Annotated in this window: 20 protein-coding genes, 1 pseudogene and 1 riboswitch; of the genes and pseudogenes, 18 read left to right on the plus strand and 3 right to left on the minus strand. The window is 38.9% G+C overall.

Annotated features, from left to right (window positions below):
- The first annotated feature begins 5 nt into the window (after positions 1-5).
- On the plus strand, positions 6-2,012 hold the full coding sequence (locus MKZ14_RS03845) for a bifunctional diguanylate cyclase/phosphodiesterase (protein ID WP_339280622.1): 2,007 nt from the start codon (positions 6-8) through the stop codon (positions 2,010-2,012).
- A 19-nt stretch (positions 2,013-2,031) separates the two neighbouring features.
- Here MKZ14_RS03845 and MKZ14_RS03850 read toward each other — a convergent pair whose 3' ends face one another.
- Entirely contained in the window at positions 2,032-2,670 is a 639-nt protein-coding gene (locus tag MKZ14_RS03850) for a TetR/AcrR family transcriptional regulator (protein WP_036075759.1), read from the minus strand.
- Between the two features lie 236 nt (positions 2,671-2,906).
- Between MKZ14_RS03850 and MKZ14_RS03855 the strand changes: the two genes are divergently transcribed.
- The 17 genes and pseudogenes from MKZ14_RS03855 to MKZ14_RS03935 all read left to right on the plus strand — a co-directional run bounded on the left by MKZ14_RS03855 (position 2,907) and on the right by MKZ14_RS03935 (position 22,835).
- Positions 2,907-3,800 carry an NAD(P)-dependent oxidoreductase gene (locus MKZ14_RS03855; RefSeq protein ID WP_339280623.1) on the plus strand — a complete coding sequence of 298 codons (894 nt, stop codon included), beginning with the start codon at positions 2,907-2,909 and terminating at the stop codon, positions 3,798-3,800.
- 15 nt (positions 3,801-3,815) lie between these two features.
- Positions 3,816-5,336: a CoA-acylating methylmalonate-semialdehyde dehydrogenase gene (locus MKZ14_RS03860; RefSeq protein ID WP_258860272.1), complete on the plus strand. Its 1,521-nt coding sequence runs from the start codon at positions 3,816-3,818 to the stop codon at positions 5,334-5,336.
- Between the two features lie 222 nt (positions 5,337-5,558).
- A pseudogene (locus tag MKZ14_RS03865) lies at positions 5,559-6,078 on the plus strand (GntP family permease); the annotation flags it as partial.
- A 12-nt stretch (positions 6,079-6,090) separates the two neighbouring features.
- Positions 6,091-6,852: a 3-hydroxybutyrate dehydrogenase gene (locus tag MKZ14_RS03870; protein WP_339280624.1), complete on the plus strand. Its 762-nt coding sequence runs from the start codon at positions 6,091-6,093 to the stop codon at positions 6,850-6,852.
- A 15-nt stretch (positions 6,853-6,867) separates the two neighbouring features.
- The gene (locus MKZ14_RS03875; protein ID WP_036075752.1) at positions 6,868-8,052 is read left to right on the plus strand and encodes an iron-containing alcohol dehydrogenase; all 1,185 of its coding nucleotides are present in this window, start codon (positions 6,868-6,870) and stop codon (positions 8,050-8,052) included.
- Positions 8,053-8,204: 152 nt separating this feature from the next.
- Complete coding sequence (gene fadH, locus MKZ14_RS03880) at positions 8,205-8,972, plus strand: 2,4-dienoyl-CoA reductase (RefSeq protein WP_036075751.1); 768 nt, start codon at positions 8,205-8,207, stop codon at positions 8,970-8,972.
- Between the two features lie 63 nt (positions 8,973-9,035).
- On the plus strand, positions 9,036-9,275 hold the full coding sequence (locus MKZ14_RS03885; protein ID WP_036075750.1) for a hypothetical protein: 240 nt from the start codon (positions 9,036-9,038) through the stop codon (positions 9,273-9,275).
- Positions 9,276-9,472: 197 nt separating this feature from the next.
- A complete protein-coding gene (gene cbpB, locus MKZ14_RS03890) occupies positions 9,473-9,913 on the plus strand; it encodes a cyclic-di-AMP-binding protein CbpB (protein ID WP_004224640.1) in 441 nt (146 codons plus the stop codon).
- A 69-nt stretch (positions 9,914-9,982) separates the two neighbouring features.
- Positions 9,983-10,870 (plus strand): LysR family transcriptional regulator, encoded by an 888-nt coding sequence (locus tag MKZ14_RS03895; protein WP_016992439.1) that lies wholly within the window; start codon positions 9,983-9,985, stop codon positions 10,868-10,870.
- A 161-nt stretch (positions 10,871-11,031) separates the two neighbouring features.
- Positions 11,032-13,425: a hypothetical protein gene (locus MKZ14_RS03900; protein ID WP_339280625.1), complete on the plus strand. Its 2,394-nt coding sequence runs from the start codon at positions 11,032-11,034 to the stop codon at positions 13,423-13,425.
- Positions 13,425-14,360, plus strand: a complete 936-nt coding sequence (locus tag MKZ14_RS03905) for an ABC transporter ATP-binding protein (RefSeq protein ID WP_016992437.1) — start codon at positions 13,425-13,427, stop codon at positions 14,358-14,360. The genes MKZ14_RS03900 and MKZ14_RS03905 overlap by 1 nt, the downstream gene beginning before the upstream one ends.
- A complete protein-coding gene (locus tag MKZ14_RS03910; RefSeq protein WP_339280626.1) occupies positions 14,357-15,202 on the plus strand; it encodes an ABC transporter permease in 846 nt (281 codons plus the stop codon). The genes MKZ14_RS03905 and MKZ14_RS03910 overlap by 4 nt, the downstream gene beginning before the upstream one ends.
- A 12-nt stretch (positions 15,203-15,214) precedes the next feature.
- Positions 15,215-16,618: a hypothetical protein gene (locus MKZ14_RS03915; RefSeq protein WP_339280627.1), complete on the plus strand. Its 1,404-nt coding sequence runs from the start codon at positions 15,215-15,217 to the stop codon at positions 16,616-16,618.
- Between the two features lie 11 nt (positions 16,619-16,629).
- The gene (locus tag MKZ14_RS03920) at positions 16,630-17,625 is read left to right on the plus strand and encodes a MoxR family ATPase (protein WP_016992435.1); all 996 of its coding nucleotides are present in this window, start codon (positions 16,630-16,632) and stop codon (positions 17,623-17,625) included.
- The gene (locus tag MKZ14_RS03925) at positions 17,622-18,497 is read left to right on the plus strand and encodes a DUF58 domain-containing protein (protein ID WP_339280628.1); all 876 of its coding nucleotides are present in this window, start codon (positions 17,622-17,624) and stop codon (positions 18,495-18,497) included. Before MKZ14_RS03920 ends, MKZ14_RS03925 begins: the two co-directional genes overlap by 4 nt.
- Positions 18,498-18,508: 11 nt before the next feature.
- Entirely contained in the window at positions 18,509-20,254 is a 1,746-nt protein-coding gene (locus MKZ14_RS03930; RefSeq protein WP_258860267.1) for a BatA and WFA domain-containing protein, read from the plus strand.
- Positions 20,238-22,835 (plus strand): VWA domain-containing protein, encoded by a 2,598-nt coding sequence (locus MKZ14_RS03935; RefSeq protein ID WP_339280629.1) that lies wholly within the window; start codon positions 20,238-20,240, stop codon positions 22,833-22,835. The genes MKZ14_RS03930 and MKZ14_RS03935 overlap by 17 nt, the downstream gene beginning before the upstream one ends.
- Positions 22,836-23,104: 269 nt before the next feature.
- Here the strand turns inward: MKZ14_RS03935 and thiW are convergent, their stop codons facing one another.
- Complete coding sequence (thiW, locus tag MKZ14_RS03940; RefSeq protein WP_036075743.1) at positions 23,105-23,605, minus strand: energy coupling factor transporter S component ThiW; 501 nt, start codon at positions 23,603-23,605, stop codon at positions 23,105-23,107.
- A gap of 96 nt (positions 23,606-23,701) precedes the next feature.
- A riboswitch (TPP riboswitch) is annotated at positions 23,702-23,809 on the minus strand.
- 66 nt (positions 23,810-23,875) lie between these two features.
- On the minus strand, positions 23,876-25,072 hold the full coding sequence (locus MKZ14_RS03945) for an MFS transporter (protein ID WP_312125536.1): 1,197 nt from the start codon (positions 25,070-25,072) through the stop codon (positions 23,876-23,878).
- Positions 25,073-25,111 lie beyond the last annotated feature (39 nt).

Here is a 25,111-nt window from a genome sequence, read left to right on the forward strand (position 1 = left end):
ATAGAATGAAAAAATGTAGAGAAAGTGTAGCGCCATTTGCAGATTATCAACAGCTCATGCAACTGAATCCATTTGATGCAATCGTTTTTTTGCAACAAGTTGATAAGACAGTGTTTGAGGTCGTTGAATTTAATGATAAGCTATCGTCAATGATTGAGCTGGAGGATATAACAGCCAAAAACGCTGAGAACTTTTTTACTAAGCAATGCTGGCTGCAATTGTCGGGATTTCTAATTGAAGACTTCAATAAACAGCATACTCTAAGATTAGGTACTGGTCTTCAAGAGAAAACATTTGCGCTTCATGTTCAGCACTTTTCTGAATCAATAGTTGCCATTATTCTTCGAGCGATAGCAGTTGAAGAAAAGCCCTATTTACAGTTCATTGAGCAACATGTAAGTCCAGTGTTAACGACAGATTTACAAGGTCGAATAATTCATCAAAATATTGCTGCTACTGCTACACTGTCGAGAGAGCAGCAAAGTCTAATTGGACTAGATATTTTTTCATTACTCGAAAGTAAATATCTCAATGAATTTAAATTATTATTTACCAAAACAATTGAAGGTTCAGCGTTTGGCATGCCTAAATGTTTATTGAAAGGTGATTTGCTAAGTAAAGAACCCTTTTATTTAAGAACGCATCCAACATATTATAATGATGAAGTTGTAGGTGTACACTTATTTGTTAAAGATGCCAATTCATTTATGAATGATCATGAAGCATTCTATTACCTAGCACTAATGGACGAATTAACAGGTATTTGGAATCGAAAAGCTTTTAAAGAGCATTGGCTCCAACATTTAAATGATAAAAAGCAAGAGCATAAGCAAGCCGCTCTTATTTTAGTTGACATTGACCGATTTAAAAAGTTTAATGAATCCCTTGGCGAGAGCAAGGGAGATGAGTTGATGCGTATGTTTAGCCATAGGTTACGGGAGCTTTGCTACTCAAAGTGTTCGTTATATCGATATAATAGTGATGAGTTTATTTTTGTACTAAAAGATGCAACCATCCAAAAAATTGAGCGGACTGCAAACTTGATCATGGACGTATTAAAACAGCCATTTATGATAGATGGACAGGAATATTTTATTAGCGTATCGATTGGGATTTCACTTAGTCCAGCAGATGGTAAAGATATCGAGACACTTGTAAGGAAAGCTGATAAAGCTTTATTTTCTGTTAAAGAACATGGTCGCTCACATTACCGCTACTACCGTGAAGATATGACGGCCATTTTTCCAAACGAAGCATTGATGGAAGCACATTTACGTCGAGCAATTGAATTTAATGAGCTAAGTCTTCATTTACAACCACAAATGGATTTGGCAAATAATAGCATCAATAGCTTTGAAGCTTTATTACGATGGAATAATCGTAAATTTGGTTTTGTATCACCAGCACAGTTTATTCCTATTGCGGAAGCTTCAGGTTTAATTATTGAAATCGGGGATTGGATTATTGACGAGGTATGTCGATACCAAAGAGAATGGCAATCGAAGGGATATCGTCCTGTACGGATTGCAGTCAATATATCACCAAAACAGTTTAGAAAAGAAAATTTTGCCCGGAAAATTAAAACAGCTTTAAAGAAATATGGTGTACCACCTGAATTATTAGAAGTAGAAATTACCGAAAGTTCCATGACAAATGTACATGAAACATTTTCGATTCTTACAGAACTGAAGCAATTAGGTGTTTATGTGTCTGTGGATGACTTTGGGACAGGCTATTCATCATTAAGTTATCTCAAGCGTTATCCGATTGATATTATAAAAATTGATCAGTCATTTATTGCAGATATAGCAAAGGATGACAAAAATGAAGCCATCATAAAAGCCATTATCTCGATGTCTCATAATTTAGGGTTAGAGGTCATTGCAGAGGGAATTGAAGAACCCACACAAGTCGATTTTCTCAAACGCCATCGTTGTCAAAAAGGGCAAGGCTATTTGTATAATAAACCATTACCAGTTGAAACGATTGTACAACAATATTTTGTTAGCTAGAAAACGGGTAGCACTTACATCATAAAATAGATGAAGTGCTACTTTTTAATTTGTCGTTTTTAAGACCTTTTAAAACAATTGCTGTAAATTGGGACATCTCGGAGGTTAGGTCAAAATCTTCACTATGTATTAACCAATCATAGACATTCGCACGCATACAGCGCTGAATAAGTGTTTGTATGGTAGTAGCAGATAGATCCTGTCTAAATTCCCCTTGTTGAATACCTTCCGCGATATAGGTATTCATTATCTGAAAAATCTTTCGTTGTGGATTGATTAAATAATGATCCTGTTCTACTTGGTTTGTCATAGCAGCCGTATATACTGTACGCAATAAATCCTTTCCTACAATTTTTGTTAAATAGTTCATTTGCTCTTGAAACACTAATAGTATTTTTTCACTAGCTGGTAATGTGGCATCAATATTTTTTTCAACTGTACTATAAAAATTATCAAGTTCCTTAAATTTTTCTAAAATAACATCGTATTTAGATGGGAAATGTGTATAAAAGGTACCCTTCGAAACATTGCATGCCTTCGTAATTTGTTCAACAGAAACATGTTCATAACCATGTTTGTTAAATAAGTCTAAAGAAGTTTTCAATAATTTTTCACGTGTTTCTAATGCCTTTTTCTGTCTGCTTGTGAGTGCTTCCATAGGTAGCTAATACCCCCTATATAAAATATTGTAAAATATCTTCTGTAAAAAATATTCTGAAAATATCAAATTTTTAATTGACGAGATGGATTTCGATTGATTATGATTTAAATGACCAAGGTCAATGACTGTGGTCAGTGAAATTATCTCGTTATTAATGTTACTTTAAAAAATGAAAGTTGGCTAGTATATCATCAAGTTTTCCTGGTGTATTTTCAAGGTATGAGGAGGTCACAATGAAGGAAAAATTAGGTTTTATTGGCTTAGGGAATATGGGTTTACCGATGTCTATTAACTTATTAAGAGCAGATTATGAGGTGTTTGGTTTCGATACGAATGCGAAAACAATGGAACAATTCGTCGCAGCAGGTGGTATCGGTCTTGAGACAGCAATAGATATTGCGAAACAATGTGATGTTATTATGACAAGTTTGCCTACCCCTCACGTTGTAGAATTGGTTTATCAGTCAGAACAAGGAATTTTACAACATGCAAAGAAAGGATGCCTGCTGATTGATTTCAGTACTGTTAATCCCGAATTGAATGATACGTTACATACAGAAGCTAAAGCTTTGGGATTACGTTATTTGGGCGCACCTGTCAGTGGGGGTGTAATTGGGGCTGTCAATGCGACATTAACCATTATGGTTGGTGGTGACACAGCTGATTATAAAAGTGCTACAGAAATATTCGGAATAGTGGGGAAAAACGTTTATCACCTGGGCACATCTCCAAGTGTAGGAACGCGAATTAAATTACTCAATAACTTAATGATTGGCTTTTACACAGAGGCAGTCGCTGAAACTATTTTACTTGGAGAAAAAATGGGTATTCAGGCAGACACGCTGTATGAGGTATTAAGTAATAGTTATGGGCAAAGCCGTATTTATGAACGCAATTATATGGAGTATATGAAAAATGATAATTATGAGCCAGGCTTTTCGACAAATCTATTAGTAAAAGATTTGAAATTAGCTAAGGAAATGGCAGATGAAGCAGGCGTATCTCTGCGAATCGGTGAAAAGCTGGTGGATCTTTACAGTGAGATTGCGCAGCAGGGCTATGGAGAAAATGATATGTCTGCAGCTTATTTAAGCTTAAAAGAAAAATGTAAACTAGAACAATTTTAAGAGGAGGATATGGATATGACAACAGCACAAGTGGTTAAAACATTAACACATTTTATTGGTGGCAAAATGGTTGAAGGGAAAAGTGGGCGATTTGGGTCGGTGTTTAATCCAACAACAGGTGAAGTCATTGCTAAGGTACCCCTTGCAACAGTAGAGGAAACACGAGATGCTATCGAGCAAGCTCAAGCAGCATTTCCAGCTTGGCGTGATACATCAGTAGCGAAGCGTGCAGAAATTGTACTAAAGTTCCGTAACCTTATCACTGACAATATGGAGGAGCTATTACAGATCATTTGTACTGAAAGCGGTAAAACGATTGAAGATGCCAAAGGTGAAATTACACGAGGACTTGAATCTGTTGATTTAGCCATTGGTGCGCCCCACTTAATGAAAGGAGAATACTCTGTAAATGTTGGAGGTCAAATAAATGCTTATTCTGCAAAATATCCATTAGGGGTTGTGGCGGCAATTTCTCCATTTAATTTCCCCATCATGGTGCCTCTAGCGCAAACGAGTATGGCCCTTGCTGTAGGAAACGCGGTGATTTTAAAAGCATCCGAACGTGTGCCGATGACTGCATTGTATGTTAGTGAGCTTTGGAAGAAGGCAGGGTTGCCTGATGGTATTTGGACAGTGGTCAATGGTGATAAAGATGCGGTCAATGAACTTTTAGAAAACCCAACTGTGCAAGCGATTTCATTTGTTGGATCAACACCAGTGGCAAAGTATATTTATGAAACTGGATCAAAATACGGAAAACGCGTTACGGCACTAGGCGGGGGTAAAAATAATATGGTTGTAATGCCAGATGCCGATCTTGAACAGGTAGCTAATGCCTTTATTGGAGCAGCATATGGGGCAGCCTCTCAACGCTGTATGGCGATATCTACTATTATGCCTGTAGGAAAGGATACTGCAGATCGTCTAGTGGAGATTCTGAAGGAAAAAATCTCTAATCTTAAGGTCGGCCCTTATACAAACCCTGATTCAGATTTCGGCCCTGTTATTTCTCAACAATCAAAAGAAGCAATACTTACTGCAATTGATCGAGGAGAAGCAGAAGGAGCTTCAGTAATCTGTGACGGACGGGAACTTGACATTGTTAAAGAGTCTAAAGGGTTTTATGTAGGACCTACATTATTAGATCATGTAAAGCCAGGCATGGAAGTTTATGAGCAAGAAATATTTGGTCCAGCTCGCAATGTAGTTCGTGTAGATTCATTAGAGGAAGCTATAACACTTATAAATAAGCATGAGCTAGGTAATGGCGTCACAATCTTTACGAATGATGGATTAGCAGCTCGCAAATTTACGACAGAAATTGATGTTGGCATGGTTGGTGTCAATGTACCAATTCCAATTCCCGTTGGCTATCATAACTTTGCTGGCTTTAAAGGCTCTCGTTTTGGTGAGGGGCATATGTTTGGACCAGATCAAGCACGTTTTTTTACAAAAACAAAGACAATTTCAGAGCGTTGGATGGCTGGTAACGCCTCCGCAGCATCCACATTTGCATTCCCAAGCAATAACGACTAATAAAACCTAGAGCTGTAGAGACATACAGCTCTTTTTCTAAAAAAGGGGATGGGTGAGGTGTAAATGTTAGAGTATATCGGTCTTTTTGGTAGTTTATTTAACAAAGAGGGGGTATAAATCTACTTATTTCAGCACCGTTAACTGCGCTGTTAGCAGCCTTAACAAATGGTCTCGCATTTTTTCCTCAAACAGCTAATGAAAATCAGGCCAACTTCCTAACTTTTAATTGTAGCCTTAACCAGTGGCTGTCTCGTGGCTTATTTAGTGAGCTACAAATATGCAAAGTCAGTTGGCGCAACATTAGCAGCAGGTGCAATAGGTGCGATTATTGCCATTGCCAATACGGCGGCTGTTGTCGGCTTTGAAGGCGTAGTAAAAGCAACGCCATCCTTTGTTGCAACTGACCAATATTCTTGGTAGTCCGTTGATTGGAGGAGCCTTAGCCATTGCGGTTATTGCTGGTTTAACAGGTTCAGCATCAGGGGGACAAACGATTCCAATGCCCTTACTTGCACCGCATTATATCGAGATGGGTATAGATACAGAGGCGTTACATCGAACAATCGCTATAGCATTTGGTTCCCTAGATTCATTGCCACACGGTGGATATGTTGTGACAACCATCAATTCAGTTTGTAATGAAAAGCAGAAGGATGCATATATGCCATTTGGAGCTTTGACGGTTATTATCCCCATCATAGGTACAATACTTGCGATCATATTAATCTTATTAGGGATGTAGGAGGGATGTAGTATGCAAGGAAAAACGGTTTTTATTACAGGGGCAGCTCGTGGTATTGGCCTTGCCATGGCACAAGCATTTGCTGAGCAAGGGGCTAATGTTGTGATTACGGATAAAAATGAACAGCTTTTAGAGGAAGCCGTCTCACAAAACCCCTCTTTAACTTCCTTTATATGTGATGTGACAGAAGAACAAGCCATACGAGAAGCCATTGATTTTACAATTAATAAATTCTCAACATTAGATATTTTAATCAATAATGCAGGATTTCAACATGTATCGCATATTGAGGATTTTAAGACAGAAATTTTCGAGGCAATGCAAAAAGTGATGGTTGTTGCTCCCTTTGTAGCGATGAAGTATGCGTTACCATATATGAAGAAAAATCAATTTGGTCGCATTATTAATATGGCATCCATCAATGGCGTTATTGGGTTTGCTGGTAAGGCTGGTTACAATGCAGCAAAGCATGGTGTGATTGGGCTCACTAAGGTAACCGCACTAGAGGTGGCGACAAATGGAATTACGGTAAATGCCATTTGTCCAGGGTATGTTGATACGGAATTAGTACGTAATCAGTTTATGGATTTAGCAAAGACACGGGGTATTCAAGTGGAAGAAGTACTTGAACAAGTGTTATATCCACTTGTCCCACAAAAACGTTTACTTGATGTCTCGGAAATTACTGGACTTGCATTATATTTAGCAAGTGATGTAGCAAAGGGGTTAACCGGTCAGGCCATTCTATTAGATGGTGGCTATACAGCTCAGTAGCTTAGGAGGGAAAATATGATTCAAACAAAAACCATCTTTACCGTTCATTCACCAGGAACGATTGTATATGGTCGTGATTCATTTGAAGAAGTAGGAGAGTATGCTAAAAAACTAGGCTCTAAGGCATTAATTATTAGTGATCCAATCATGGACAGTTTAGGCTTTGTCAAGCAATGCCATACACTGTTAAAGAACCAAGGGCTAGAAGTCGTTTCATATTTAGGGGTGACAACAGAGCCAGATGATACGTATGTAGCAGAGGGATTGCAGCTTTTGCAGAAGGAAAACTGTGATGTCATTATATCTGTTGGTGGTGGTAGCTGTATTGATACGGCAAAGGCGATTGCAGTAGTGGCTACAAACGGTGGCTACATAGGGGATTATATGAAAATGGCAAAGGTAGCAGCTTCTGCACCAATCCCACACATAGCGATACCAACGACAGCGGGTACAGGCTCTGAAGCAACAGATGCAACCGTTATTACCAACACGATAAGTGATGTAAAAATGATGATTAAGCAACCAGCTTTTATGCCAACTGTTGCGATTGTTGATCCTATTTTAACCATTACTTCACCTCCTGCCATTACCGCAGCAACAGGAATAGATGCATTGAGCCATGCCATTGAGAGCTATTTATCGCGCTTAGCTCATCCTTATTCGAATGTGCTCGCCTTATCTGCTATGGAATTAATTGTGAATAACATCATAAAGGTTTATGAACATGGAGATGATGTTGATGCTAGAGAAGCGATGTCATTGGGCTCGATGCAGGCAGGGCTGTCATTTTCAAATGCTTCTGTTGCCCTTGTACATGGAATGTCGCGTCCAATTGGTGCACTTTTCCATGTTCCTCATGGTATCTCCAACGCGATGCTTTTACCAGCTGTACTAGACTATTCAAAAGATACTTGTATAGATCGATTGGCAGATTTAGGACAATTTTTTAATAAAACAAAAGAAAGTCTATCACAAGAGGAGCTTGCTCAGCTTGCTATTACTTCCATTAAAAATATGTGTAAGCATATGAAAATTGGCAATTTAAAACAATGGGGAATAGAGGAGCATGCTTATTATCAGGCCATTCCTAAAATGGCTGAGGATGCGCTTGCAAGTGGAAGCCCAGGCAACAATCCGAAGATACCAACCTTACAAGAGTTAATGGAGTTATATAAAATTGCCTATACGTATGAGTTTTAATTATATTGAAGAGCTATTCAGACTAATGAATGGCTCTTTTATATTTTTTTATAAAATAAACTCACATTCTATAGAATTAATATGACATATTCGAGAATATATAGTAAAATTTTAGTGAATCATCATTCATTTTTAACAAAGGGGGAAATGGAATGTTGCAAGGGAAAACGATTATTATTACGGGTGGATCAAGTGGCATGGGCCTGTATATGGCAAAGCAATTCGTGACTGAGGGAGCTAATGTTGTTATAACAGGTCGTAACGAAGAACGATTAGCAGAGGCAAAAAAATTTATAGCGGAGGCTGGTCCCTCTATTGAGACATTCCAAATGGATGTACGTGTACCTGAGCATGCTGAGGCTATGCTCGCATTTGCTATTGAAAAATTTGGTCAAGTGGATGGGCTTGTGAATAATGCAGCAGGTAACTTTATTGTACGTGCAGAGGATTTATCACCGAATGGCTGGAAGGCTGTCGTGGATATTGTATTAAATGGTACATTCTATTGTTCTTCAGTAGTAGGCAAGTATTGGATTGAACATAAGATCAAAGGGTCTATATTAAATATGGTAGCGACGTATGCTTGGAATGCAGGAGCAGGTGTGATCCATTCTGCTGCAGCAAAAGCAGGGGTACTTTCATTGACGAGAACGCTAGCTGTTGAGTGGGGGAAACAGTATGGAATTCGCGTTAATGCTATTGCACCAGGTCCAATCGAGCGTACTGGTGGAGCCGATAAGCTTTGGGAATCAGAAGCAGCGGCAGCTCGTACACTAGATTCTGTTCCACTAGGCCGTATAGGAACACCAGAAGAAATTGCTGATTTAGCTACGTTTATGATGTCTAACAAAGCAAGTTATATGAATGGAGAATGTGTAACTTTGGATGGTGGGCAGTGGCTCAATCAATATCCATTCTAAAAATGTTTGCATAACGAATAGCTGAGTTGACGCATACTAAGGGTAAAGAAAGGAGTTTTGCCGATGGGTATGTGGTTAATACCAGCAATTATTGCCATTGTAATCATTTCTGCTATTTCGTTTGTCTATACGCTAAAAATAGCCAAAATGACTTCTGAACGGAAATCTGAAAATGATACTCCGATTTCTGAAACAGTTGAAGAGTATGCAACGATGTTGAACCCAATTGTTTGGGTCTATGCAATTTTTTTGCTTTTTTTAGGAATCATGATTTTTTATTACTGGAGTAAGACTGGCTATTAGATAGGAACCATCTTCATTCAGTCACGAAAAACTGGACTGAATGAAGATATACTAAGTTTTTGCTGTAAGGGTTAAAATAATTCATTGTTCATGAAAAACTCTTCTTGGCCTTGTCGTGGTCATACATAGAAAAGTTGTGATATGATGAAAGGGAAGGACTGTTCTACACAGTGAGGACAGAAAAGGAGAAGAAGTTCATGATTTCAACTAACAGCAAAGACTTATTAGCAATGCCAATTAGTGATTTTATCATTTCCTCTGAAAAAGTTGCGCATGTACAAAGTGGAAATAGTGCAGAACATGCACTCCTTGTACTAACACGTACAGGGTACTCGTCCATACCTGTATTAGATTTGAAATATCGACTTCAAGGTTTACTTAGCATGAAAATGATTACCGAATCGATTCTTGGACTTGAGCATATTGAATATGAAAAGCTACCTGATATTAAGGTTGACTCTATTATGGAAAAAGAGATCGCTGTATTAAAGCTGACGGATACTTTCCAGCGTGCTTTGGATTTAGTCATTAACCACGCCTTTTTATGTGTAGTGGACGAAGATGGTACATTCGCAGGGATATTAACAAGACGTGTTATTTTAAAGCAATTGAAAAAATATATTTATCAAAAAGAGTAGTAGCTTAAGAGGGAACTCAGATGAAAATCATGAGGCCCTCTTTGCTTGTATTGGAGGTTTTACAGATTGATGGCAACAGAGGCAGAAATTTTAAAGATCTTAGCTGAAGAACGCAATATGCGAAAAGCAGCAGAACGTCTATTTTTATCCCAACCAGCCCTTTCACAACGATTGCAAACAATTGAGAAAGACTGGGGTGCACAATTATTTATTCGCTCACAGAAAGGTCTAACTGCAACACCTGCTGGCGAACAGGTGATAGCCTATGCAAAGGAAATGCTGACTAAAAAGGAAGAAATTTTTGAAACCATTCAATCCTTAACGACAAAGGTAAACGGGACATTGAAAATTGCTTGTGCATCCATTGTTGGTCAGAACTGGCTACCAAAAATCCTGAAGGAGTTTGTGTCAAAATATCCAGAAGCTAAAATATCACTGATGACAGGCTGGAGTTCTGAAATTGTGAAAGCTCTTTACGAGGGCGAGGCCCATGTAGGCATTGTACGAGGCCAAGTTGACTGGAAAGGAGAAAAGATCCACCTTTTCAGAGATACTCTTTATTTAGTGGACAAAGAGGTTAAAACAATTGAAGATGTGTTAAAGACAGACCGTCCATTTATTCAATATAAGAGTGATTCCAACTATTATCAAGAAATTCAGCAATGGTGGCAGCAGCATTTTGCCTCGAATCCAAGAAAACAAATTTTAGTGGATCAAATTGAAATTTGTAAACAAATGGCATTAAATGGTATCGGTTATGCGATCTTACCTTCTATTACGTTAAATGACCACGATGCCATTCACAAAATCCCTCTGACAAATAACGAAAAGGAATTTGGGCTTACACGCGATACTTGGCTAATTGGTTATGAATCTTCCTTTGAATTAAGGCAGGTAGAGGCGTTTGTTGAAGTGGTGCAGGATCATGCGCGGTGTTTGTTTGACTATACTAAATAGAAAATCAGGCAGCTCCAAGTTGTTTTGGAGTTGCCTTTTGACATTGTAGAAATCTTAAGAGTTTATGAATATTCATGAAGATATCATAAGAAATGGAACAAAATGCAATCTAAATCGTATAATTATGTAACCATCTATTTACATAAAAAGGGGTTGAGCTTTTGAAAAAGACAAAATGGACGGCACTGACCTTACTAGTCATGCTTGTAATGAGCTTTATCTTGCCTGCAACAGAGGCGAGTGCGGCTGCTACGCTAGAGGTGAAAGCAACAGCAGGTGTTTCTGGTAAAGCGAAATATCAATCAGTAGTACCACTACAAGTTACAGTGAAAAATAATGGAGCTGACTTCTCAGGAGATATGGCGATTAATTCATCAAATTCTTATGAGGCAGCTTCAGCACTCGTCGTGCCAATTGATATAGCAGCAGGAGAGGAAAAGACATTTACTTTCTATCTTGATGGTTTAGCTGACTATAGTTATTCGGACACAGATTTATTTGCCTTTTATGAGGGGAACATTGAAAAAGGAAAAAAGATTGCCTATAAGGGAACAAAACGTCTGCAATCAAACTTTTTAGATCCCTCATCAACATTCATTTATACACTAACAGATAAAAGTGATCGACTTTCAGCACTATTACGTTTATCAACATTTGTAGCTCAAAGCAATGTGGAAGTATTTAATATCAATCAATTAAAAGATTATACACTTCCAGAAGATTCGCAGGGACTTGCAATGGCCAATGTCATTGTTGTAGATGAAGTGGCTATTGCTGATTTAACACAGAAGCAACAAGAAGCATTATTAAAATGGGTGCAAGATGGAGGTACCTTACTTCTAGGTGCTGCTGACCAAATTAATGCTACAGCAGGCATTTTTAAAGAGTATTTACCTTTGTCATTATCACAAGAAATGACTGCGATTTCTGCAGAAGCTTTAACTAAAATGTCAGGAGGCGGCATTTTTACACAGCCGATTTCAGTTTACTCAGCTACTAGCAGTGAAGGAAGTTTACCTGTATTAACAGAAAATAATACAGTGTTAGCAGCAAAGAAAAAAGTGGGTAGCGGGGAAGTGATTCAAACTACCTTCTCTTTAGGTGATCAACCACTTGCTTCTATGGACGGCTACGGAGCACTTTTAGCCAAAGTGATAAATATTCAAAGTATTTCACAGCAAGGAATAATGAGACAGGGACAATCTCCTCTCGATCAAATATCTTATGAACTTCGTAACATAAACGAATTATTTCCATCCTTCGAAGTATCAGTGAGCTATATGCTAATTGTCATTATTCTTTATATTTTAATTATCGGGCCAATCCTTTATTTTATCTTGAAAAAAGCGGACAAGCGCGAGCATGCATGGTGGATTATACCATCTATCTCTGTTGTTCTTTCCATTGTTCTCTTTATTGTCGGAGCGAAGGATCGTATTGTTCAGCCACAAGTTCAACAATCGGCATTCTATAAAGTAAATGAAGACAAGAGTGTAAATGGCTACTATGTAGAGTCCATTCTAACGAATCGCAGTGGGGACTTTGTGGTCAATGCTGACCAAAATACAACGGCCGTTGCATTAAGAAATTATAATAACTTTACAGGCACGATGGGACCATTACATGAATCTTCTTATATAAAAGAAAATGCTAGCGGTTCAACACTAACATTACGTGATTTAAGCTACTGGTCTGTGCAATCCTTTGGTGGAAAAACATCAGCGCAAAATATTGGGAAGATGGATATTGATATTACACTGAAAAATGAAAAACTAACAGGAACGGTTAAAAATAATTTCCCATTTGCATTAAAAGATGTCACATTAATCTCCGGTGTGAAAGAAGTGAAACTGGGTGATATTGAAGCAAACGGAACATTACAGGTAAATAAAGAACTGAAAACAACGGTTCTTCAAAAACCATCTATCTTCAATAATTATAATTATAGTTACCCATCGAAAAAGGATGAGGTAGACCCAATGCGTATTGAAAGAATGAAAACATTAGCATTGCCGCTTGTCGAAAAGGATAACCAGCCAATACTTACAGCTTGGACAGATCAAGCTGTGGTAGGTGTTGAACTAGAAACAAGTGCTAATATGTCACCAATTACGATGCTTGTTCAACCATTTAAAGGAAAAGTTGAGCTAACAGGTCCATTTACAATGAAGCGTAATAACTTCTCGTATTCAGTAGAGCCGCTATCAGCAAATGGGTATTATGAAAAGATCGAGGAAGAATTGAATAAATGGTACCTATCTGAAGGGTTGTACGAAGTAACGATGGCCATGCCGGATCAATTTATGGATGCCGTTGAATCACTTAATGAGCTGACAATTTCTAATAAGGATGTCTCACGTATGCAGCTATCCATTTGGAATAATGAAACGAATATATATGAGCCTTTAGTCGATACAAAGCAAGTGTTTACAGACAAAGTTTCAACATACTTTAATCAAGATGGAGAGCTTCGAATTGAAATCAAATATGGTCCTGATCCATCAGGAGAACAAACAAAGTTACCAGACATAGAGCTGAAAGGAGTGGCAAAATAATGATTGAAATTCGTGATTTAACGAAACGATATGGCTCCTTTACAGCATTAGATCATTTAAACTTATCTTTGGAAGAAGGCGTTGTATTTGGATTTGTTGGCGCCAATGGAGCAGGTAAATCAACAACATTCTCTATTTTAGCTACACTATTGTCACCGACTTCTGGGGATGCTCTGATAAATGGCAAAAGTGTTGTGAAGGAACCAAAGGAAGTTCGAAAGCAAATTGGTTATATGCCCGATTTCTTTGGTGTATACGATCAGCTAAAAGTAGATGAATATTTAGATTTTTATGGAGCGAGCTACGGTATCCAGTTAGCAGAGCGTCAAGTGTTAATTCCACAACTATTAGAACTCGTAAATTTAACAAATAAACGCTATGAATATGTTGATTTATTATCACGTGGGATGAAGCAACGCTTATGTTTAGCTCGTGCACTTATCCATGATCCAAAGGTACTGATTTTAGATGAGCCTGCATCAGGACTAGATCCACGTGCTCGTGTGGAAATGCGAGATATTTTACGAAATTTAAAGTCCATGGGGAAAACAATTTTAATATCGTCACACATTTTGCCAGAGTTGGCTGAAATGTGTGATGAAATCGGTGTTATAGATAATGGTAAATTAATTGCACATGGCAATGTAGCTGCCATCCAAGCACAACTACAAGGGGAAAAGCGTATTGTGCTTAAAATAACAGATCGTTTAGACGAGGTACGAGCATTTTTAGAGGAAGATCCGCATATATCATCAATTGATGTCATCGACAATCGTTTAGAAATAGCCTTTAACTATCGAGGAACAGACGCAGAGCAGGTGGCATTGCTGAAAAAGGCGATGCTTGCAGATTTACCGATCTATGCTTTAAGTGAAGAAGAGAAAGATTTAGAGGATGTCTTTATGGCGATTACGAAGGGAGCGGACAATCAATGATGGAACGCTTTTATAATCCAGTATTTGTTAAAGAATTGAAGTTACGCTTCCGTTCTTTTAAAAGCTTTTCAGGTTTAATGTTTTATTTAGCTGTACTTTGTATTTTCATTGCAGGTTTTTTATTGCTTACAACTGAATTTACTGGCAGAGGCTTCTTTAGACCTGAGACAAGCTTTATGATGTTTGCTGTGCTTACCATTTTACAAATGGCATTAGTTCTTTTCATTACTCCAAGTTTAACTGCAGGTGCCATCAGTAGTGAGCGTGAAAAGCAAACATTAAATATTTTATTAACAACGACACAAAGTTCTACACAAATTGTTATTGGAAAATTACTTTCTTCCGTAGCATTTCTAGTATTGATGCTTGTAGCAGGCTTACCACTATATAGCCTAGTGTTTCTGTTTGGTGGTGTGTCGCCTTCACAGCTTATTTCTATATTTTTATTTTATTTAGTTACTGTAGTAGCGATAGGTAGTATAGGCGTGATGTTTTCTACCATTACCAAGAGAACCATTGTTGCCATGATTGCCACATACGGCTCCATTATTTTCTTAGGAGGTATTACTGCATTCTTCTTCTTTTTAACAATGGCCTTTCATCAAATGGGCAACGCCATTGGAACAGGTGCCTCCTTTATGACCTATTTCTGGGCGTCAATTAATCCAGGCGCCTTGATGCTGACACTTATTTCTCCTGAGATGGGGGATGCGTTAGCAGAGCTTTCTGGTGTAGAACAACCTGTATGGATAACTTATTTAATTGCTTATGTATTCATCATTGTACTTTGTTTAACGATTGCGATTAAAAAATTGCGTGCCAACATGAAAAGTAACCGATGAGGAGGAATTTGTATGGAGCGTCGTAAGCAATTACGAAAATATATTCAGCGTGCAAAATCGAGATTAACTCTTGAAAGAAGCATTCCCATTGCACAATATGGTTTGTTTTTGGCATTGCTTTCGAGTGCTTCTCTCGTACTTATTTCCCGACTATTTGTCTGGCCATATTATCGCCAAATAGCATTAGGAGCCTTTATTACCGTTATTATTGCAACCATTGCTTATATGTGGTGGAAAAGGGTCAAAGAGCGAGAGGCATTGCATAAACTGGATCATTATTTCTCACATAATGAATTAGTGACAGCTTTATCATTTAAAGAAGATCAGGATCCTCTTGTTCAATCATTATTATCGAAAGCAATGCAAAATGCTGAAAAAGCATTCGCAGACTTTAAGGCTCGAAAGAAAAATCTATTTCGTCCAAAGGCGTTTATCGGATTGTTTATTACAACAGTTGTACTAGCCATTCTTTACATGTTCCCAGCAGCTACGCAAATTGAAGCAATAGAGGTTGAAAAGGAGCAGGCAGTTATCCAAGATATAAAGAAGGAAGTTGCTGAATTAGAGAAAAAGGCGGAAACAAAAGAAGTAAAAGAGCAATTGCAAGAACTTCAAAATACTTTAAAAGAAGCTGAAACAACAGAAGAAGCTTTACGAGAAGTTGTCAAAAAACAAAAGGAGCTAGCATTAAAGGAGCAGCAATTAAAGGATAAACAAACGGCTAGTCAAGATGGCACAACAGAAGGCCAAGGATTATCGAAGGAAGAGGTTGAGCAGCTAAAAGAGCTTGCCCAAATGCAGCAAGGGCTTACAGAAAATGCAAATACCACACAAACTGCTATGAGTAAACTTGGTAAACCAGCAAGTAACTCCTTACAAAATGCAATTGCGAGTGCCAATAATGCAAGCAGTCACAATCAGAACAGTCAACAGTCATCTGGTAATTCCCAACCAAGTAATCAACAAGGCCAATCTAGTCAAAATAATGCTCAAAGTGGTTCTCAACAGCAAAATGGTAATAGCCAGAGCAAAGGTCAAGGACAAGGACAAGGCCAAGGCCAAGGACAGGGCCAAGGCCAAGGCCAAGGACAGGGACAGGGACAAGGCCAAGGACAGGGACAAGGCCAAGGTGGTCAAGGAGCAGGAAGTGGCCAAGGCGGTCGGAATTTGTTAACGACACCAAATCGAATTGGTGGGTCAACTGAGACATCCGTAGATGGTGGCGCATTAGGAGATGGTTCCCATGTATCTGAGCAACAAGGAAATGGTCCGATCACAAAAGGTTCTATTCGACCTTATGAAGAAGTAATTGGATCATACAAAGACAGCTATTTAGAGAGTTCAGAGCGTTTACAATTACCGAAGGATTTACAAAATGTCGTGCAATCTTATTTCACGTCAATTGAGTCGCAGTAGGAGGAAAAGAAATGGCCTTTACAGAGCAACAATATGTAGATATGAGTACGAAATTACAACAAGTTAAAGAAGAAATTCATCGCTTCATTGTTGGACAGGAAGAAGCAATTGATTACACCCTATATGCAGTATTAGCGGATGGTCATGCATTGTTAGAAGGTTTACCTGGTTTAGGAAAAACGATGTTGATTCGTACGATTTCAGAGGTACTGGATCTGTCGTTTTCACGTATTCAATTTACACCAGATCTTATGCCAGCAGATATAACGGGAACAAGCATGATTGAACGTACACCCGATGGGAAGCAGCAATTTACGTTTCAACCTGGGCCAATCTTTAGCCAAATGGTATTGGCTGATGAGATAAATCGCGCCACACCAAAAACCCAAAGTGCCTTGTTGGAAGCAATGGGGGAAAAAACGGTAACAATATTGGGGGATACAAAAAAAATGGCGAAACCATTTTTCGTGTTGGCCACTCAAAACCCTATTGAAATGGAAGGAACATACCCATTACCAGAAGCACAGATGGACCGTTTCCTTTGTAAAATTCTTGTACCCTATCCTGAAAAAAGCGAACTTATGGAAATTATGAAGCGAACGACAGGAGCCCAGGAAATTGGTTTACAGAAGCAAATGGATACGGATGCTCTTATTGAAGCTCAGCAAATGGTAAAAGAAGTGATGGTTGCTGATGAAATGCTGGAGTATGCAACGGATCTAGTGGTGGCTACGCATCCTGAAAGAATAGATGCGCTTGATGAGGTTAAACAATATGCAATGTATGGAAGTGGTCCACGTGGTTTGCAGAGCTTAATCAAATTGGCAAAGGCAAGAGCTTTAATGAATGGTCGTTTTCATGTTTCTGTAGCGGATATTAAATCTGTTGCTAAGCCTGTTTTACGTCATCGAATGCTGTTGAATTATGAAGGGGAGGCTTCAGGAAAAACGGCAGACGATGTGATTGATGTAATTTTAGAAAAGGTTCAGCAAGGTATTAGCAAGTGACAGCTAAATACTTATTGCCCGAAGACTGGTTAGCGAAAATCAGTCGCTTTCAAATAGCGACGGCCTCCAAACTACGCGGGCAACATAAGGGCTCGCACCGTTCTCAACGCTTCGGGGCATCCCTCGATTTCTCAGATTTTCGAGAATACCATTTAGGAGATGATGTACGCCAAGTGGATTGGAACGTCTTTGCTCGTACAGATAAATACTTTATTAAAAGGTTTTTAGATGAGCAAGAGATGCGTGTACATATTTTACTAGATGCGACCAAATCAATGGGAGAACATGCTAAGTGGCTATTTGCTCGTCAAATTGTGGCCTCCCTCGGTCTAATGGTATTAGGTCGAGATGATCGTCTTTCCTTTTCTATTGTTCAAGATGAAATGAAGCCACCATTTCGACGGAAGGGTACCATGTATCGCCGAGCTTTTTTACAGCTAGTAACTGATATAGAGGAAGCTAATTACTCTCATCGTTTTGCCAAGGATGCACTTAAAGCTTTGCCTAAAGATAGTACCGTATTATTCATTGTTACAGATGGATTAGAGCCAATTGAAGAATGGGAACAGCTATTAAAAAGGCTACCACGCTACGCTGGAGATGTTCGCATTTTGCAAATTGTAACACAAGAAGAACTGTCACCAAATTATTCGGGTGATGTACGTCTCCTTGATCGTGAAACAGGTAATGATGTGAATGTGACGATGTCCTCTAGAGTACTGGAGTCCTACCATGCAAGACGTATACTACATGAAGAAGAATTTGAAGCCATTTGCCGTCGCTTTGGTGTTCGACAATTACAATTGAAAGTGGAAGATGGATTGCAATATGCGATTTTCCAGCAATTATTAAAAGCACATTGGATTAGGTGAGGTGAGCCGTATTGGGCTTTAGTCAAATTATATTTAGCTGGACGGCCATCATCCCGGTCATTGTCCTACTTTATTATTTTTTTCGAAAAAAATATACAGATCAAACTGTTTCTTCGACACTTTTTTGGTCGGAGATTATGCAGGAAACGCGTGTATCGCCTTATTTAAAGCATTTACAAAAAAATGCCCTACTATATTTACAGCTTCTTGCTTTACTGCTACTTGTTTTGGCATTGATGAATCCTTATATAAAAAAATCAACCATTGTGGGTGCACAAACTATATTTATTGTAGATACTTCAGCCACAATGCTGGCAGGCAAAGAGCAATCAACCTTTGACGCTCATAAACAGGAAATGCTGAACTTGATGGATGAATTGAATGGTCGACCTGTCACATTAATTACAACTGGCGCAGCCCCAAAAGCTGTTTTACAGCAAGAAACAAACACAAATGAAATAAAAAAAGCTATTCAAGATTTACAAGTAACCTATGAAACTGCTGAAATGAATAAGGCACTGGATGTAGCACAGGCATTTGTGGGCGATACACCAACTTCTATCTATGTTTTTACAGATACACTTGATAAAAAGCAATTACCGATGGACAAGGATTCTGTTAAATGGCTAGTAAGAGGCGCTACTAAAGACTTAACAAATATTGCAATTACACGCTTTGCTGCTACGACAGATGGACAAGTTACGCTGGCGCTTATCCAACTTCATAATGATACAAATACCGAGCAAAAGATAACACTCGCATTGAAAAATGCAAAGGGTGAGGAGCTGGTAGCAGAAAGTGTCGTTGTGCCTCCAAATGAAGCCATTACGAAAACATTCAAAGATTTGCCTATTGCAAAATCGATGACAGCTACTATCGATGCAAAAGATGATTATGCTGTAGATAATCAACAAACTGTTTTACTACAAACGACTTCTTCAAAAATTGTTGTGGATCAAAGCATGCATCAACTGATACAAAAAGGTTTTCAAACGGTTAGTAGTGGTGTGAAAATCGTTCCTTCATCGCAAGTAGCTGACAATCAAGATGCTACAGTAATCACAAATCAAACAGCCTTATTAGAAAAGATGGATAAACCGCTTGTATTATTTGGTCGTGATGATGCAGAGAAAATAAAAGCAAGTGGGACGGTAAGCACTAGGAGTGATGCATTGTTTGCTTTTAGTGAACTAAAGGATGTTTATGTTAGTGCTATTTATCCTGGCTTTGCGGACTATGAAACGATTGCTTCTGTTGGAGAAGAGCCGTTCATACAACGCTCCCCTAAAGGAGATATTGTTATTTTAGCGGATATTGCCGATACTGACTGGCCCTTACATCCATCATTTCCACTATTTCTATGGAGTACTGAGCAGCAGCTAACAGAATCAGTTGGTTCACTTGGGATTTTTTCACCCAATGAACAGCGTGCAGTAGCTTTAGCGCAAGGAGACTGGAATGTTTATTCGCAAGAGGACGAGTTTCTTTCGTCTGTTACAAAGGGGATGTTAACTGCGCCAAAAGAGCCGGGCATTTATATGGTACGTTCAAATAATGAGGAAAAACAATTGATTGTCCAATTGCAAGCCCAAGAACGTGTTATTGAACAAGGAACAAGCTTTACATTAGGTGATATCTCAGACAACGGGAAGGAAGAAGTATCGATGACCTCTTTCGTACCTTGGCTAATTGTCATTATTTTACTATTGCTTGTTTCAGAGTGGGAGGTGCAACGACGTCGTGGATTTACGAATTGATATGCCGTTAGTATTGTTGTTACTCCTTCCATTATTCTTGTATTTTGGATGGACATACTTTCATGAGCGGCAGCGACTCAAAAGAAGTCATATTGTTGTACTTACTATTCGCATAGTGGCAGCAGGCTGTTTAGTTTTTGCACTTGCAGGACCGTATCTATTATTACCAATAAAAGAAGAACAAATTGTTTATTTAGTAGACCGTTCTGCATCTATGAATGGTACGGAAGATGAGATGGTTCAGTTTATTCAGGAAAGCCTACAATCAAAAAAAGAACCACAGCTTGCGGGCATTTATTCATTTTCCTCCACTTTACAAACAGAGGCCATTTTGTCTAAAACCTTAAAGGAAGTACCAAAACTAACTGAAATCAAAGCTACCGATCAAACGAATATAGAACAAAGTCTACAGCTTGCCACAGGTATTATAGATCCTAAAAAGGCAACTCGTCTTGTGCTATTAACAGATGGTAATGAGACAAAGGGAGATGCTTTAGAATTTGCTTCGAAGTTGAAAGGCTCCAATATTAGTGTGGATGTTAAGACTTTTAGTCAGCCAGTTGTCAACGATGTGTCATTAAAAAGCTTTGTATCCCCTCAGGTTGCTTATGTTGGAGAGCAGCAACAATTAGTGACAGACATACATGCAACATCAGCGGCCCAAGGTGAGCTGTTATTATATGAAAATGATGAGCTTATTCATCGAGAGGCCATTGAGCTGACTGAAGGCACGAATGTGTTTACCTATAAACATGCAGCAACAGCTGAAGGGCTTGTAAAATATGAAGCCGTTGTTCAAGTTGGTCAGGATGCTATTTTTGAAAACAATAAGCTAACGAGTGTCACAATGGTTCAAAGTGAACCACATTTATTAATCGTGAATGGTTATGAAACAGCTTCACCAATCGGAGCAGCACTTGGTAGTCAATCGATTGCCTATGATGTTGTAGCGCCCGACAGTCTACCAAATGAACTATCCAGCTATTTGCAATATAATGCTATTATTTTCGACAATGTGCCAGGTCATTTAGTGGGTGAAGCAAAAATGAGTGTTATAGAGCAAGCAGTCAAAAACTTTGGTGTTGGTTTTACAATGGTGGGTGGAGAAAATAGTTTTGGTCTAGGCGGCTATTTTAAAACACCGATTGAAACCTTATTGCCAGTGGAAATGGAAATTAAGGGCAAAGAGCAATTACCTTCCTTAGGATTAGTGATTGTACTTGACCGTTCTGGCAGTATGCAAGGCTCGAAGCTTGAGCTTGCTAAGGAAGCAGCGGCACGTTCTGTTGAGATGTTGCGAGACGAGGATACATTAGGATTCATCGCCTTTGATGATCGTCCTTGGGAGATTATAGAGACAGGGCCTCTTAGCAGTAAAGAAGAGGCTGTGGATACTATTTTATCAGTAACACCTGGTGGTGGAACAGAAATCTATAGTTCACTAGCTAAAGCCTACGAGAACCTTGCTGATTTAAAGCTCCAACGTAAGCATATTATTCTCTTAACAGATGGGCAATCACAGGCAGGGAACTATGAGGATTTAATTGCTGAAGGAAAAGAAGAGGGTATAACCTTATCGACAGTAGCGATTGGACAAGATGCCGATGCGAACTTATTAGAAGCGCTTAGTGACATGGGCAGTGGACGTTTCTATGATGTGATAGATGAGCAAACCATTCCTTCTATTTTATCTCGTGAAACAGCTATGATTTCCCGAACGTATATTGAGGACAATCCATTCTATCCGGCAATTTATAATGCACCAGGATGGAATTCACTGTTTGCTAATGGTGTCCCACAAATGAATGCATACATTGGGACAACGGCAAAACAGGGGGCTACTGTTGTGGCAGAAAGCGAGAAGGAAGATCCTGTGTTAGCCCAGTGGCAATATGGTCTTGGTAAAACATTTGCCTTTACATCTGATTCAACGGGTAAATGGACAGGAGATTGGGCAAGATGGCAGAATTGGGGAGCATTTTGGCAAACACTTATTTCTCAAATGCTACCAAGCTACAATGATGTAGCCTATGATGTAAGATTGGAAGCAGATGGTTCCTTTATGATTACAGACCCTACAAATGAAGCCGCATTTTTAGATATTGTAGCGGTAAATGAAGCAGGGGAGGAGCTAGAAACACAACTTGAAACCATTTCCGCATCTCAAGTTCGAGCTGTAGTACAAGCTGAACCTGGATTAATTTTCTTCCGTGTAGCAGATGAAAAGCAGGCCATTTACCAGGCAGGTCTAAGTGTTCCTTATAGTGCCGAATACGAACTACTCCCTGTAAATAATCAACTGATAGAAGAGTTGACTCAACAAACAGGAGGCACTGTTTTAAAGGAACCACAAGATGTCTTCCGTGACTTTACGACAAAAGGAGCAGATCGGCAAAATATTGCCACATGGCTGCTCTTAGCGAGTATGCTCCTATTCTTTATTGATATTACCATAAGACGTTTTGGTTGGAATTTCCTAACGAACGCGAAGAAGAAAGAGCCGCTGGTTGAGGAAAAACCTGTACAGGCAGAGAATACAAATGTAGCACAGTTATTAAAAGGCATGAAAAAGAGATCTTAAAATGGAGGAGGCAGTGCAAACTTTAATAGGTTTGCACTGCTTTTTTTGTATTGTTTGAATAGAGAGTTGCTCCCTTTGTAGAGAGCGGCAAGGTGATCTAAAAAGTGGGCTCTTTGCTCATAAGGAGAAGAAAGGCGCTCTAAGAAGAGCCATTGCCGCTCATAAAGGAAGAAAGACGTCCAAGTTTGGGCACAGCCTTCTCATAAAATGAAGAGAGACGCTTTAATTTGGACTACCCCTATTTCAAAGAATGCTCCTATTCTCCCCTCTCAATAAAGAGAAGAATTAAACCTCTTTACTAGCTCCGTTTTACACAAGCTGCTAGCAACCATAACACCTAAAATGGCGCCGATTATACTTGATGTTAAAAAGGCTGGTAGGAAGAAGAGAGCTGCTACAGATGTGCCCATGAATAATTTTGCATAAGGGACGGCAATAAGTGAAGCAAGAATGCCAGTGCCTACAACTTCTCCGATACATGCTAACCACATTTTACTGCTATATTTATAGGCAAGGGCAGCACAGAACGCGCCAATGACACTTCCAGGGATAGCTAATAGAGAGCCTGTCCCGGTAAGGATTCGAATGATAGCCGTGACAAAGGCAACAATAACTGTTGGTACGGGTCCAAGTATAATGGCTCCTATCACATTAATAGCATGCTGAACGGGGTATGCACGTGCGATTCCTGTTGGGATGGATATGAAAGTAGACCCTGCAACAGCAATGGCTACTAATAAAGCCATAACTGTTAATTTACGAATTGACATAAGGTTCACTCCTTTTGATAAAGTTCGTGAGGAAAAATAAAAAGGCCGCCTCCTTGAAACACAATAGGAAGCGGCCTTGCCTGTATATAGTGACAATAGCAAGTAGCGCCACTTCCCTCCGCTAGTATGAACTAGATCAGGTTCAAAGGGTCCGTATATTACCATATACGTCTCAGCCTTTTAAAGACTCCCCTAGTGGTTAAAATCATTCAATTTTGTGAATCAACAATAATGTAACATACTGCTAAAAATAGTCAATGATTTTTCAGACTATTTTGTATCGGGATGCATTAAATGAGGTGCTTTTTTCAATGTCCAGATGAGCGCAAGGAAGAAGCAGGCTAATAATATGATAGATCCGAAAATATAGGGGCTATTCATATTCCAGTCAAATAATAGACCAGCTAAAGCAGGTCCAATCATATTCCCAAGGCTCATATAGGCATTATTCAAGCCCGCAGCAAATCCTTGCTCTTTCTCTGCAAGCTTTGAGATAAGTGTATTAACAGCTGGACGAATTAATGTCGTTGCTGTAGAGAAAATCGTTGCTACAACTAATATAAGGGCAAAGCCAGAAACAAATAATATTAAGAAAATAGCAACAGCTGCAATAAATAAATTGACAAGTACTACTTTCATTTCACCGAAGCGATTGAACAGTGGTGTAATGATAAACATTTGTACTACTACTCCAAAAGCACCACCAACAACTAATATAATTGCTATATCCACAGGTGTGTAATTAAACTTTTCTGTCACAAATAATGATAATGTCGTTTGGAAATTTGCAATTCCGAATGAGAACACCAGCATAATAATAAGCATTACAAAATAAGGCATATGTATGGAACGAGCCATTTGCTTCGCCAGATTGTCTTGCTTTTGTTTCTGCTGAGCAGTGTTTGGTTTGGTAGATGGTAATAAGAAATAAGATAAAATAGAAGCTAGGATGGCTGCAGCTCCAGCGGTGAAAAATGGAAAATGTAAGCTTACCTTTGCTAAGAAACCACCGATTCCTGGCCCAATCATAAAGCCAAGAGACATAGCGGCACCCAACATCCCCATACCTTTCCCACGTTCTTCATAGGTTGTGACGTCAGCAACAAAAGCCATAATAGGAGGTGCAACAAATGCGGAACCTAGACCACCTAAAAAGCGTGCTAAAAAGAGCATCCATACATCTGTAGCAAGGCCGAAACCGATTTGAGCAAGACCTGTTACGATAAGACCGAAAATAATTAAATTTTTTCGACCGTACTGATCTGAAAGATTCCCAGCAATAGGAGAAAATACGAATTGAGCTAAGGCGAACGTTGCAATTAGCATACCTAGAACTTGTCCTGCTGCACCAAATATTTTTAAATACTCTGGCATGACAGGAATAATTATGCCGATACTCCCCATTGCGATAAACATATTAAACATTAAAATATACAAAGCCGCCTTATTGGACTTCTGCTGGGTCATCGAATGAACCCCCTTTTTGTAATCAAATATAGTACAGTC

Origin of the sequence: Lysinibacillus sp. FSL P2-0066, assembly GCF_037969495.1 — a bacterium.
Classification (GTDB): Bacteria; Bacillota; Bacilli; order Bacillales_A; family Planococcaceae; genus Lysinibacillus; species Lysinibacillus boronitolerans.